The following is a 13,832-nucleotide window of genomic DNA, read 5'->3' on the forward strand; positions in this document are numbered from 1 at the left end:
TTGACACCTTTTTTGTTTTATTTCTGTTTGTAGAGACGCACCATAGAGACGCACAGCAGTGCGTCTCTACAGGAATCCATTTTTTTACAAATTGGCAACTAGCCAATCTCCAACTTCACTGGTTTTATAGGCTTTGGCTCCTTTTGTAGCCAAATCTTCAGTAACAATTCCTAATTCTAGTGATTTGTTGACAACTGCTCTTATCGCTTCGGCCTCTTCTTTTAGTCCAAAAGCGTCTTCAAACATCATCGCTGCCGACAATACAGTTGCCAATGGATTTGCAATATCCAAACCTGTAGCTTGAGGATATGATCCGTGAATTGGTTCGTATAATGAAGTGTGTTCTCCTACAGATGCAGAAGGCATTAAACCCATAGAACCCGAAATTACAGAAGCTTCATCTGTCAAAATATCACCGAACAAATTTTCAGTAATTAGTACGTCATACGAGTTGGGCCACTGAACCAATCGCATCGCCACGGCATCTACAAATTCATAGCTAACTTCTACTTCTGGATAATCTTTTTCCATAGCTTGCACGGTTTCTCTCCATAAACGGGAAGTTTCCAATACATTTGCTTTGTCAACACAACACAATCTTTTGCTACGCGTCATCGCTAATTCAAATCCTTTTTTTGCCAATCGTTGCACTTCGGCTCTGGTGTAAGTGCAAGTATCGAAAGCTGTTTCTCCACCGTCTTTTCTTCCTTTTTCACCAAAATAAATTCCACCGGTAAGTTCTCTTAAAAATATTAAATCAGTTCCTTCGATACGTTCTCTTTTTAATGGAGAATTATCAATCAAGGACGGAAAAGTAAATGTTGGACGCACATTGGCAAACAAACCCAATTTTTTACGCATCAACAACAAGCCTTGCTCAGGTCTTACGGTTGCTTTCGGGTCATTGTCGTATTTTGGATGTCCGATGGCTCCAAATAAAACAGCATCGGCTTTCATACAAATTTCGTGGGTTTCGTCAGGATAAGGAACGCCAACTGCATCAATGGCGCAAGCGCCTGTTAATGCCGGTGTCCAATTGATTTCGTGATTGAATTTTTTTGCAATGGCATCGGAAACTTTTACTGCTTGATTGATTACTTCGGGACCAATTCCGTCTCCTGCTAAAAGGGCAATATTAAATTTCATTATTTATATTTTTTGCTTTATTTATATTTTTCTGTTTGTTATTGCAATTGACATTGATTTTATTGCAATTGTAGTTTAAGCTGTTACAACGTTCAGCATTTTTTGAGTTGCAATGATTGCTGCAACAGTTTGATCTGAATCTAAGCCTCTTGTTTTGAATTCTTTTTTACCATTAGTCCATGTGATAATGGTTTCACATAGCGCATCCGAACTGCTGCCTGGAGGAATTCGAACGGCATAATCGATGAGTTTCGGCAGCGTCATCTTTTTGCTTTTATATATTTTTGTCAAGGCATTCATAAAAGCATCAAATTGTCCATCGCCTTGAGCATTCTCTTCAATTATTTCTCCGTCTATTTTTAAACAGAGCGTTGTTGATGGACGTATTCCCTTGGAGTGAACCAACACATAGGATTCAATGACAATTTTGTCTTCATAGGTATGGCTGTCCAATACATCAGAAATGATGTAAGGCAAATCTTCTTTGGTAACGGTTTCTTTTTTGTCTCCCAACTCGATGATGCGTTGGGTAACTAACTTTAAATCTTCCTGATTCAGTTTTAATCCTAATTCTTGAAGATTTTTTTCGATATTGGCTTTGCCAGATGTTTTCCCCAAGGCATATTTTCGCTTTCTGCCAAAACGTTCTGGAAGCAAATCATTGAAATATAAATTGTTCTTGTTGTCGCCATCGGCATGTATACCTGCAGTTTGGGTAAATACATTGTCGCCCACAATGGGTTTGTTGGCCGGGATTCTGTAACCTGTAAAAGTCTCGACTAATTTACTCACTGAGTACAATGAAGATTCTTTTATATTGATTTTTACTTCAGGCATGAAATCATTTATTACTGCAACTACGCTTTCAAGCGGAGCATTTCCGGCGCGTTCTCCCATCCCGTTTACGGTAACGTGTAAACCACTAATGCCAGCTTTTACAGCTTCCATTACATTGGCAACGCTTAAATCATAATCATTATGTGCATGAAAATCAAAGTGGATATTTGGATATTTCGCGGTAATTTTCGAAATAAATTTGAAAGTATCTGAAGGAACAAGCACGCCTAAAGTATCGGGTAACAATATTCTTTTAATAGGTTGGGTTGCCAAAAAATCCAAGAACTGAAACACATATTCAGGGGAATTCCGCATTCCGTTACTCCAATCTTCCAAATAGACATTGGTTGCAATATCGTTTTCCTGTGCCAATGCAATTATTTGAGCAATTTCGGCAAAATGCTGTTCCGGAGTTTTTTTCAATTGATGGGTCAAATGATTCATCGAACCTTTGGTCAATAAATTTTGGACTTTGGCTCCCGCTTTTTTCATCCATTCAATAGAAATACCGCCATCCACAAATGCCAACACTTCAATACGATCACTATAACCTTTTGTTGCGGCCCAAGCTGTGATGTCTTTTACAGCCTGAAACTCGCCTTCACTTACACGCGCCGAAGCGATTTCGATTCTATCAACATTTAATTCTTCCAGCAACAATTGTGCAATGGTTAATTTTTCTGCAGCAGAAAATGACACTCCCGATGTTTGTTCACCATCGCGAAGCGTCGTATCCATTATTTCAATTTTTCTTTTTCCCATTATAAATTTGATGCTAAATCTAATTTTAGATTTGAAAATCTATTCTTGTTTTATATAAAAAACAGTATTATTTTTTATTTTCCAATATTGTTTCAAAATGTTCCACTATCGGAAACGGATCATAATAATGATGAAGCAATTTTTCCCATTCTAAATATTGCTTGGATTGTCTAAAACCAATTGTATGGTCCTCCAATTCCTCCCAATCAACAAGTAAAATGTATTTATTTTCTTGTTCGATGCATTTTCTTAAACTATGTCCTGAATAACCTTGAACCGAACTTATATATTGACCGGCAATCTCAAAATCTTTTTCAAATTGTTTTTCTTCTCCTTTTTTTATAAAAAGAAGGGCGACTTCTAGAATCATAATTCGGTTTTATAAATACACCTGTTAGAGTTTTTATATCTGACAGGTGTAATGATTATTTTTTAATAAGGCAATTTATCAGCAAATTCCACCACTTCTGATTTTATGTTTTGCAGATAATCGATATCGTCAAAACCATTGATCATATTGTCTTTTTTATAGCCGGAAATGTCAAATGATTCCTTTTCTCCAGTTGCCAAAAGTGTGATGGTTTGTGTTGGAAGGTTTATTTCTAATTCGGTTTTTGGATCAGCCTCAATTGCTTTAAAAATTTTGTCTGCAAATTCAGGACTTACCTGAACAGGTAAAACACCAATATTCAAGCAGTTATTTCTGAAAATATCGGCAAAAAAACTTGAAACTACAGCTCTGAAACCGTAATCATAAACTGCCCAAGCTGCGTGCTCTCTTGAAGAACCTGAACCGAAGTTTTTTCCTCCAACAAGGATTTTTCCGCTATACGTTGGGTTGTTTAAAACAAAATCAGTTTTTGGAGAACCATCATTATTGTATCTCCAGTCACGGAAAAGGTTGTCGCCAAAACCAACTCGCTCTGTCGCTTTCAAAAAACGAGCAGGAATAATTTGATCCGTATCTACATTTTCGATAGAAAGTGGAACCGCGCTACTTGTAAGTATATTAAATTTATCGTAAGCCATTTTTTATATTTTCTGGAGTGACCATTTTCACCCGTTACTATTATTTTATTAATTCTCTTGGATCTGTCAAAACTCCAGTTACAGCGGCGGCAGCGGCCATAAACGGACTTGCCAACAAAGTTCTTGAACCTGGTCCTTGACGTCCTTCAAAATTTCTGTTGGAAGTACTCACGGCATATTTTCCGGCAGGAACTTTGTCGTCATTCATCGCTAAACAGGCTGAACATCCCGGCTGACGCAATACAAAACCAGCATCGGTCAAAATATCTAGAATTCCTTCTTCTTTGATTTGTGCTTCAACAACGTGTGATCCTGGAACCAACCAAGCCGTAACATTTGCTGCTTTTTGTCTTCCTTTTACAATCGAGGCAAAAGCCCTGAAATCTTCAATGCGACCATTGGTGCAACTTCCCAAAAAAACGTAATCGATAGGTTTTCCTATCATCGCTTCTCCTTGATGGTAACCCATATAAGCCAAGGATTTCACGTAAGTTTCTTCTCCTTCGGCAACGTCTTTTGAATTTGGAATACTTTTAGAAATTCCTAATCCCATTCCAGGATTAGTTCCGTAAGTAATCATTGGCTCGATATCCGAAGCTGAAAAATTGATTTCTTCGTCGAAAGTAGCGTCGGCATCTGTTTTTAATGTTTTCCAATACGCTACCGCTTTATCCCAAGCTTCGCCTTTTGGAGCATACAAACGGCCATTCAAATAATCGAAAGTTTTTTGGTCAGGAGCAATCATACCGCCACGAGCACCCATTTCGATGCTTAAATTGCACACGGTCATTCGACCTTCCATTGTCATATTTTCGAAAACATCACCGGCATATTCCACAAAATAACCTGTAGCTCCCGATGTTGATAATTTTGATATAATATAAAGCGCAACGTCTTTTGGAGTAACCCCTAATTGAAGGGTTCCAGTTACGTTGATTCGCATTTTCTTCGGTTTCGGTTGCATAATACATTGCGTAGAAAGCACCATTTCCACCTCTGAAGTTCCAATTCCGAAAGCGATAGCGCCAAAAGCACCGTGCGTGGAAGTATGTGAATCGCCACAAACAATGGTTGCTCCGGGTAATGTAATCCCGTTCTCAGGACCTACAACGTGAACAATTCCATTTTTTATATTTCCTAATCCCCAGTGGCTGATGCCGTATTCCTTACAGTTTTCTTCCAGTGCTTTTAGTTGATTAGCAGATAAAGCATCCTCAACCGGCAGTTCTTGGTGTATTGTTGGCGTGTTGTGATCGGCAGTCGCAAAAGTGCGTTCTGGATATAAAACCGAGATTCCTCTTTCTTTTAAACCTAAAAAAGCAACAGGACTTGTAACTTCGTGAATGAAATGACGGTCAATAAAAAACACGTCCGGTCCATCTTCAATTGTACGCACCACGTGCGAATCCCATACTTTGTCGAATAATGTAGTACTCATTTTTAACTATTTTTTTAAGTGTATTTCTTTTTTTACAATCCTAACAATTGTCCATAATTGTAATAATGGGAGCAAATTTAAAAAAAGAAATAAAGGTGTCAATTTTATTATTTACTTATATACGATGCCCAAAATGTTTTTACGGTGCTTAACCACTTATGTTTATCTGTTTGTGATTTACCATCCTCTTTTTATTTTGAACTTGTTTTACTTTTTTGATGGTTGGGGTCTAATGTGTAGTGTTTTTAAAAATCTATTAATTTGATATTTTTTAGATGTTAATCGGTGTTTTTTTTAAGTATAAATTAATATAAGTAATATTTTTAGAAATAATTAGTAGTATTTGGTTCTTTTGAAATCTATTGAATTAAAAATTTTTACTTAGTATATTTTCTGAATGAGTTGTTTTCTGAACTGAATTTCTATTGTTTTTTTTGATAAAATACTACGACATCCAAAAAATTGAGATGTTGTTCATTTACTGATTTTGTATTATAATTTTCAGCAATATGAATATTGGTATTTTTAGGATGCGATTTGATAGAACTTTCGATCCGTTTTCTCCATGAAGAAAGTTTTAACACTAATGAAAAAAAACGGTAAAAGGGAAAAAAGAACTTGAAGATGTAAATAAAATTAGAGGTTTAAATCAGAATCTTTACCAGAGGGATGCAGTAAATAATTTTAAATTATCAAAATTGCAAGTAGGAAAAATAAATTTTATTTTCTTTATTTTGAATTATAATTTGCCAACTTCAGCATCACAATGAATCATTAATTTTTCTTTTATGCTGAACCTTCACCGAGTTAAATTTCTCGTTTATATATGGCCTGCCTTCTGCGTTTTACTGCGATGTATTATTAACGCATTATTTCCAATAAAATTCCATCATAGGTGGGAAGAGGCTCTGTAAGATCTGCCGGAAGATTGGGCTGACGCATTCAATGACAATGCAAATTTTACCATTGTTGCAATAATTAATTTGCATTGTTTTTTAAAAGCTTTAATTATTTAGATTCATTTATCCAGTTATTGATTTTTTTATCCAGTAAGTCCAATGGCATTACCCCAGATTCCAGTACTTTCTCGTGAAATTTTTTGATATCAAATTTCGCACCCATTTTGGTTTCGGCTTTTTTACGCAATTCCATGATTTTCAATTGGCCGATTTTATAAGAAAGGGCTTGACCCGGAATGGCCATATAGCGTTCAATTTCGGCAATGATGCTTGCTTCGCTTTCAGCTTCATTGTCCAATGAATATTGAATGGCTTGTTCCCTTGTCCAGTTTTTGCTGTGTATTCCAGTATCTACAACTAGTCGAATGGCTCTGTGCATTTCGTTGCCAAGCATTCCAAAATATTGATAAGGATCTTGATACATTCCCAATTCTTTACCTAAACTTTCAGTATATAAAGCCCAACCTTCACCATAAGCCCCAAACCAATTGAATTTTCTGAAATCAGGCAAAGTGGTATTTTCTTGTTGCAGGGAAATTTGAAAATGGTGCCCTGGGATAGCTTCATGCAAAAACAAATCTTCATCACCATATAAATTATAATTGGCAACATCAGGAAGTGGTACATAAAATATTCCCGGGCGGGATCCATCCGCAGTACCGGCCATATATTCTGCACTGGCAGTTTTCTCCCTGAAGGCTTCGGTTCTTCTAATTTCGAATTTTGTTTTGGGTTGCAGAGAAAATAATTTATCGACATTGGGTTTTATCCTAGCATAAATTTTTTCAAAATTGGCAATAACTTCTTCAGGTTTTTTGAATGGTTTTAATGACGGCTTGTTACGAACTTCATCAAAAAACGCTGCCAAAGTTCCTTTGAATCCTACTTGAGTTTTAACTTTTTCCATTTCAGCATTCAATCGAGCCACTTCTTTTAGGCCCAAGTTATGGATTTCGTCGGGAGTCATTTCAGTAGTTGTCCATTGTTTCACGTAAGTTGCGTATAATGCCGCGCCAAACGGGAAACTTCCAATTCCGCTCGTTGTTCTTGAAGCCGGAAGATATTGGTTTTTCAAGAAATCAGCCATTTTTTTGTATTGCGGAACTAATTTTTCGTTGATTGTTGCCATGTATTTTGCCGTTAAATCTTTTTTTGTTTCGTCAGAAAAAGAGGCGGGCATTAATTTTATGGCCGAATAAAAAAGGTTGTCCTCTATTTTTGGAGTTGCCATTCCTGCAAATTGCGGAATTACTTTTTCGGTCAATGCTTTTGGCAATACTACGCCTTTAGCCATTCCTTTTTTCATATAAACCATTGCAGAATCAATCCAAACGGAATATTTGTCCATTCTTTTCAAGAAATCAGTGTAATCTTTTTCAGTCTTGAAAGGTTGTGCGCTTGTTCCGCCGGCAAATTGTCCAATTGTTAAGTGTGTTCCCTCAAACTGGTTAATAGGCATTAAGTTCGTGGGTTGTTTCAATAATTCTTTTCCAACTCCAACCTCCCATTTTATGATTTCATAGCTGTTTTTTTCTTCTTCTGATAATTTCTTTTCATCGATTGTCGCTAACGCTGCCCCGTATTTATCATAAAAATTAGCTTGATCTTTTCTATATCCATCGGTCATCTCAAACTGCAACTGGTCGTTGTATTCGTATTGCCCATTTTGGGTAGCACCTAATGGATTTAGTGCGTTTTTATCATCAAAATAGCTTTTCGTCAAAGCAGTGAAATCCTGTTTTTTTTCTTTGGATTTGCAGTTTGCCAATAAAACAGAAAGAATGATTGCAATAAAAAAAGAAGCTAATTTTTTCATGTTTATAAAGTTAAAGTTTTCGTAAAACTAATTGATAATCAGTCATTTTTTGTTAATATTTTTGTAATTTTTTTACCCATGGTATACCCGTGAAAAAACAATTTTATCTTCTTTTATTTCCAAAACTTCGGCGACGAGCATGTCACTTTCATCTTGAACGGTTCTTACATATTCCATAAAAACCCTGTCAGAATTTGCCGTAAGTGAAGTTACTTTATAATGTAATGTGGGCAATCGGTCAAAAGAATCTTGCCACCAAGTTCGCAATGATTCTTTTCCCGTTACAAAACCATTAGTTTCAGGATGTCTAATTTTCAATTTTGGACTAAAATGCTGTGCGTCATTATCATATAAAGACAATAATTTTTCCAAATTATGATTGTTAAATGCTTCAAACCAAAGATGGGCTATTGATAAGTTTTTTTCTGGAGTCATTTTTTCTGGGAATAAAAAAAATCCCAAAGCTATTTGGGATTTCATTTGTTTTAATTTAAAATATTATACGTTTTTCAAATTGATGATTTCTTGTTCAGTTAGATGTCTCCAGTTCCCACGAGGCAAATTCTTTTTGGTCAATCCTGCAAAGGCTACTCTGTCAATTCTCAAAACATCATAACTAAAATGTTCGAAAATTGCGCGAACCACTTTAACGTTTGCTGATCTTAATTTCAAGCCAATTTCGCTTTTTGCTTCGCCTTCAATATAGCTGATATCTTCAACAAAAACACGGTGTCCATCAAGAACAAGTCCTTTGTTTATTTTTTCCAAATCTTCGAATTTCAAATTTTTATCCAAAGAAACTTGGTAAATTTTCGATGATTTCTGACTTGGTAACGTGAATTTACGAATCATGTCGGTGTCGTTTGTAAACAGCAATAGACCAGTCGTATTCTTGTCCATTCTTCCAACAGCTCCAATTTTTGCTGTGGTAGAACCTTTTACCAATTCTAAAACATTGCGAAATTCTTGACCTTCATCCAATGCTGTTGTAAAGTTTTTCGGTTTGTTTAGCAAGATGTACACTTTTTTCTCTGGAGTCAAAGTTGCTCCATCAAAATTCACGACATCTCCCGGTTTTACCATATATCCCATTTCGGTAACAGGAATTCCATTTACCTTGACAGTTCCAGATTGTATGTAAATATCGGCATCACGACGAGAACACGCACCAGAATTGGCAATGTATTTATTCAAACGAATTTCGTCTTTTACTTTTGGTCTTTTTGGAGCCTGATTTGGCTTTTTCTCCACTTTGTCAGTTGTGTCGGCAACTTTAACAATTGTCTTTACTTTTTTAGGCCCTTGTGCCCTTTTTTGCATCGCAGGTTTTGGCTTATTTGAGCTTGGTCTAGAACTGTTTGCCCTGCCTCCGCTTTTTTTGTTATTGCCTTCCTTGTTATTCATAATATTCTATAATTTGTGCAAAGATAGTTTTTTATTGCTTAATAGTTGATTGTTTTTGGATTACGGTTTTAGCCCTGATGGAAGCGGCATCCTTTTTCTTTTTTCTTTAAAAAGAAAAAGATATAGCGTACAGCAGGAAATAGCTCCTGAAAATTTAAATCGACCTCAATAATTTCTCTCCGTGCCACAACACGCTTGGATTGATGAGGATAATGCAGAAAACACCTGCCACGATTAGGAATTTGAGCACGTTATGAAGCAATAAATACTGTTCTTTTGTGTTGGATTTCCAAAGGTAAAGCAAGAAAAAAATCAAAATTATCAGACAGGAATAAAAGTAAATATCCATATAACCGACGTCGAAAATTTCGATCAAAACATATACGGGAGCTATTGTTGCAATTGTTAAAGCGGTAATTATTTTTTTCGAAGCGGCTTCGCCGTAAACAATAGGAATGGTTTTGTAATCGTTGGTCAGGTCTCCTTTGATATTTTCCAAGTCTTTTATCATTTCACGAATCAATAGTAATAAAAACAGGAAAGTGGCGTGACCGAATATGACTTCGTACAAGTTTTTGTAATACAAAAGAATGGCAAAAAAGGGCAAAATTGCCAGAAAGGCAGCTGTTAAATTACCTATTATTGGGTATTTTTTTATTTTATGGGAATAAAACCAAATCAAGAAAATGTAAACCGAAAAAAACAGAAAAGCACGCCAAGAAACAAAAATAGCCAAAAAGGCTACAATAAAATTTAGGCTAAAATAGACGGTTAGTTTTGTTTTTTGGCTTACCAGTCGGTCGAGCATTGATTTGTTGGGGCGATTGATTAAATCTTTCTTGCTGTCATAGAAATTGTTGATGATATAACCTGATGCAATGGTCAGTGAGGAAACAAAAATAATGATGAATAAATCGAAATCGAGGATAATTGACAATGGCCTTTTTTCGGGTGCGAGAATAAATATAGACGAAAGATATTGAGCCAAGACGATTATTGGGATGTTGTAACCTCTAACAACAGAGAACAAACTGACGAATTTCATCACTACTATTTTGTTCTTCCTGCTTAGCATTTTAAAATTGGTAAACGACTTCCAACTTATAATCTTTCAATGAGATTCTTGCTTTTTCCAAGTCTTGGGTGAAACCTAGAATATAACCTCCTCCACCTGAGCCACACAATTTTAGGTAATAATCGTTGCTGTCAATTCCTTTTTGCCAAATGCCGTGAAACTGTTCTGGAATCATTGGTTTAAAGTGATTTAAGACCACTTTTGACAATTTTTTGGTGTTGGCAAACAAAGATTTCATATCACCACCAAGGAAGTTTTCGACGCAGGCATCGGTATGTTTTATGAATTGGGATTTCAACATTTTTCGAAAGCCTTGATCTTTCAGGTTTTCCATAAAAATAGTTATCATTGGGGCGGTTTCGCCAACAATTCCTGAATCCAATAAAAATACGGCGCCATTTCCTCCCAAACTTTGAGTAGGAATTCCTGTCGCCTCGATATTGTCTTTGGAATTAATTAAAATGGGAATACTCAAATAGCTGTTCAAAGGATCCAAACCAGAACTTTTTCCGTGGAAAAACGATTCCATTTGGGCGAAAATATTTTTCAATCGCAATAATTTTTCGCGAGTTAAATTCTCTAGAACAGTGATTTTATTTTGGGCATATTTATCATAAATGGCTGCTACAAGTGCGCCGCTACTGCCAACGCCATAACCTTGTGGAATACTGGAATCAAAGAACATTCCTGTCTCGACATCATTTTTTAAAGAGGCCAAATCGAAAGTAACCAGCTCGGCTTGTTCGCTTTGCAAAGTTTCTAGGTAGGAAACAAAACGCTTCAAATTTGCATTGGATTTTATGGCTTCCTCCGATGGATTTGCCTCTCTTTTCAACGCGCCATTGTAAAAATTATAAGGGATAGACAATCCTTTAGAGTCACGAATAATACCGTATTCTCCAAAGAGTAATATTTTTGAGTAAAATAAAGGTCCTTTCATATATGGTTTGAACTTATTTTATTTTGTTGATTTTTGTTGGGTTCTGTCTGGTATCGAAAACAGAAAGTACAATAATATGTTTGCTGTTGAAATGATAAAATAAAGCGGATTGCTTGCTAATTACACCTTTTCTAATCTTTTTATTTACATTTGAAACTGGAAATAATTCTGGATTTTCAATGATTAAATTTATGATGGTATTGATTTTATTTGAAAACTTCTTTTTTATTTTTTCATTCCATTTTAATTCCAAGTATTCAAAAATATTTTCAATTTCAGCTTGAGCTCTAGGAGTAATTACAACTTCCCTTTTCATTTCTAAAGGTGTGGCTTTATAAACTCCTCAAATGAAGTAAATTCGCCTTTTTTATATTGCTCCAAAGATTCGTTTAAAATGTTTTGCTGTTCCTCTGACAATTCATCCCAAAAATCTTTTTTTTCGGCTTTGAAAATCTTTTTTATAGAGGAAATTATGGAAGAATCTTTCGTTTCTACCAACATTTTAATCAATTCTAATTTTTCTAATTCAATGTTCATTTTATATCAAATTAAAAATTAAACGTTTTAGTTTTTAATCGAACCAATTCCTATTTCGTCACAAATGTACTGACCATTTTGACAATAGCCAACTAATTCGTCCTTAATAAATTGTAAAACCTCTGTAGATACGTTTTTAGGATATAAAACGTGAACGTTGGCACCGGCATCAAGTGTGAAACAAACAGGAATTTTTGTTTCGCTTCGAAACTTCCAAATTGCATTTATGATTTCTAAAGTATTCGGTTTCATCAAAATAAAATACGGCATCGAAGTCATCATCATTGCGTGCAATGTCAGCGCTTCGCTTTCGACTATTTTGATGAATTCGTCCAGGTTTCCGCTTTCGAAAATAGAAATTAATTTATCTAGATTTTCGTGTGCTTGTGCAAATCGCCTTTCGGCAAAAGGGTGATTTATCATCAAATTATGACCAACAGAACTCGAAACCTGTTTTTCGCCTTTGTCAACCAATAAAATCGTATCTTGAAAATTATTAAAATTCTCGTGAATTGCGTTTGGAAATTCCACTCCAAATAAATCAGAACTTCCTTTAATATTTTTATGATTTCCCCAAACCACAACTTTGCCTTTTACGCTGCGACAGGCACTTCCAGAACCCAAACGCGCCAAGAAAGAAGCTTTTTGATAAAAATAATCTTCGGTCATTTCTGGATTTAATGCTTTTTCCAAGTTCATTAAATTCATTGCCAAAGCTGCCATTCCCGAAGCCGATGAGGCAATTCCGGAACTATGTGGAAACGTATTTTTGGTATCAATCGTGAAATGATACTCTTTAAAGAAAGGTAAATAAATTAATACTCTATCGAAGAATTGTTGAATTTTGGGTTTGAAATCTTCTTTGGGTTTTCCTTCAAAAAGTAAGTCGAAAGAAAATGTATTTTGATTTTCTTTTTTGGCGAAAGCCAAAGTTGTAATGGTTTTGCAATTACTCAACGTAAAACTCACCGAAGGATTTGCCGGAATCTGGCTATCTTTTTTTCCCCAATATTTCACCAAAGCAATGTTGCTTGGGGAACTCCATTGAAAACTTCCTTTTTCTATGGAATGGGAATATTGGGTCGGAATAAAATCGTTTGCTGAAAACATCAATTATAAAATTTGTGCAAAGATACTTTTTTTGATTTATAGGTTGATTTGTTTATTTGTTGAATCGGTATAAAGTTTTGATTAAATTTGTAAAAAATATATTATGAATAAGATTAGTCGAATTTTGACGGTTGTTGTTACCTGTTTGGTGGTTGGATATTTTTCCGGAATAGTTACAAAATCGAGCATCGAAATTTGGTATCCTACATTGGTCAAACCGAGTTTCAATCCACCCAATTGGATTTTTGCACCCGTTTGGAGTATGCTTTATATTATGATGGGAGTCGCGGCCGGATTGGTTTGGAATCGTATTGATTTTGACAAAGAAAACGTTAAAAAAGCATTGATTTTCTTTGCCATCCAGCTGGCTTTAAATGGTTTGTGGTCGTATTTGTTTTTTGGATTAAAAAACCCAATGTTGGCAGGTATCGAGATGGTTCTATTGTGGTTGATGATTTTTGAAACCTATGCTAAATTTGGAAAAATCAATACAATTGCGAGCTATTTATTTATTCCGTATTTGCTTTGGGTGAGTTTTGCCTTTGTTTTGAACGCCAGTATTTGGTGGTTGAACCGATGATTTTCTGTATAAAAACCTTTATAAGTAAGTCAAAAGTTTAAAAGTCGTAAAGTCAAAAGAATAAAATTTAAGTAAAATAGCTTTAAATCAGCGCATTACATAATTTTATCCTGATTTTAAAATACGACATTATACCATGGTTATTACTTAAGTTTTGAAAAATATAAATTAAATTAATAGGTATAAGCGTTTAGTTCGC

At 35.3% G+C, this 13,832-nt stretch carries 14 protein-coding genes; 1 reads left to right on the forward strand and 13 read right to left on the reverse strand.

Annotated elements, in window-relative coordinates; genetic code table 11:
- Nucleotides 1-84: 84 nt before the first annotated feature.
- The 13 genes from leuB to B2145_RS07325 all read right to left on the reverse strand — a co-directional run bounded on the left by leuB (nt 85) and on the right by B2145_RS07325 (nt 13,053).
- Nucleotides 85-1,146, reverse strand: coding sequence for a 3-isopropylmalate dehydrogenase (leuB, locus tag B2145_RS07265; RefSeq protein ID WP_291100291.1), 1,062 nt, complete (start codon nt 1,144-1,146; stop codon nt 85-87).
- Nucleotides 1,147-1,221: 75 nt separating this feature from the next.
- A complete protein-coding gene (locus B2145_RS07270) occupies nt 1,222-2,745 on the reverse strand; it encodes an alpha-isopropylmalate synthase regulatory domain-containing protein (protein WP_291100294.1) in 1,524 nt (507 codons plus the stop codon).
- A 67-nt stretch (nt 2,746-2,812) separates the two neighbouring features.
- Nucleotides 2,813-3,115 carry an antibiotic biosynthesis monooxygenase family protein gene (locus tag B2145_RS07275; protein ID WP_291100297.1) on the reverse strand — a complete coding sequence of 101 codons (303 nt, stop codon included), beginning with the start codon at nt 3,113-3,115 and terminating at the stop codon, nt 2,813-2,815.
- Nucleotides 3,116-3,177: 62 nt separating this feature from the next.
- Nucleotides 3,178-3,774: a 3-isopropylmalate dehydratase small subunit gene (gene leuD / locus B2145_RS07280; protein ID WP_291100300.1), complete on the reverse strand. Its 597-nt coding sequence runs from the start codon at nt 3,772-3,774 to the stop codon at nt 3,178-3,180.
- 40 nt (nt 3,775-3,814) lie between these two features.
- Nucleotides 3,815-5,212 carry a 3-isopropylmalate dehydratase large subunit gene (gene leuC / locus B2145_RS07285; protein ID WP_291100303.1) on the reverse strand — a complete coding sequence of 466 codons (1,398 nt, stop codon included), beginning with the start codon at nt 5,210-5,212 and terminating at the stop codon, nt 3,815-3,817.
- 1,008 nt (nt 5,213-6,220) lie between these two features.
- A complete protein-coding gene (locus B2145_RS07290) occupies nt 6,221-7,987 on the reverse strand; it encodes a DUF885 domain-containing protein (RefSeq protein WP_291100306.1) in 1,767 nt (588 codons plus the stop codon).
- A gap of 72 nt (nt 7,988-8,059) precedes the next feature.
- Nucleotides 8,060-8,467 carry a nuclear transport factor 2 family protein gene (locus B2145_RS07295; RefSeq protein WP_291100309.1) on the reverse strand — a complete coding sequence of 136 codons (408 nt, stop codon included), beginning with the start codon at nt 8,465-8,467 and terminating at the stop codon, nt 8,060-8,062.
- 18 nt (nt 8,468-8,485) lie between these two features.
- Entirely contained in the window at nt 8,486-9,391 is a 906-nt protein-coding gene (locus B2145_RS07300; protein WP_291100312.1) for a pseudouridine synthase, read from the reverse strand.
- 154 nt (nt 9,392-9,545) lie between these two features.
- Nucleotides 9,546-10,466, reverse strand: a complete 921-nt coding sequence (locus B2145_RS07305; protein ID WP_291100315.1) for a geranylgeranylglycerol-phosphate geranylgeranyltransferase — start codon at nt 10,464-10,466, stop codon at nt 9,546-9,548.
- Nucleotide 10,467: 1 nt separating this feature from the next.
- A complete protein-coding gene (locus B2145_RS07310; RefSeq protein WP_291100318.1) occupies nt 10,468-11,406 on the reverse strand; it encodes a mevalonate kinase family protein in 939 nt (312 codons plus the stop codon).
- Nucleotides 11,407-11,419: 13 nt separating this feature from the next.
- On the reverse strand, nt 11,420-11,722 hold the full coding sequence (locus B2145_RS07315; RefSeq protein ID WP_291100321.1) for a type II toxin-antitoxin system RelE/ParE family toxin: 303 nt from the start codon (nt 11,720-11,722) through the stop codon (nt 11,420-11,422).
- Between the two features lie 2 nt (nt 11,723-11,724).
- A complete protein-coding gene (locus tag B2145_RS07320) occupies nt 11,725-11,943 on the reverse strand; it encodes a hypothetical protein (RefSeq protein ID WP_291100324.1) in 219 nt (72 codons plus the stop codon).
- Nucleotides 11,944-11,970: 27 nt separating this feature from the next.
- Nucleotides 11,971-13,053: a diphosphomevalonate/mevalonate 3,5-bisphosphate decarboxylase family protein gene (locus B2145_RS07325; protein ID WP_291100327.1), complete on the reverse strand. Its 1,083-nt coding sequence runs from the start codon at nt 13,051-13,053 to the stop codon at nt 11,971-11,973.
- Nucleotides 13,054-13,156: 103 nt separating this feature from the next.
- Here B2145_RS07325 and B2145_RS07330 point away from each other — a divergent pair, with 103 nt between their 5' ends.
- On the forward strand, nt 13,157-13,633 hold the full coding sequence (locus B2145_RS07330; RefSeq protein ID WP_291100329.1) for a TspO/MBR family protein: 477 nt from the start codon (nt 13,157-13,159) through the stop codon (nt 13,631-13,633).
- The last annotated feature ends 199 nt before the right edge of the window (nt 13,634-13,832 follow it).

The organism is Flavobacterium sp. UBA5153, from assembly GCA_002413745.1.
Lineage (GTDB): Bacteria > Bacteroidota > Bacteroidia > Flavobacteriales > Flavobacteriaceae > Flavobacterium.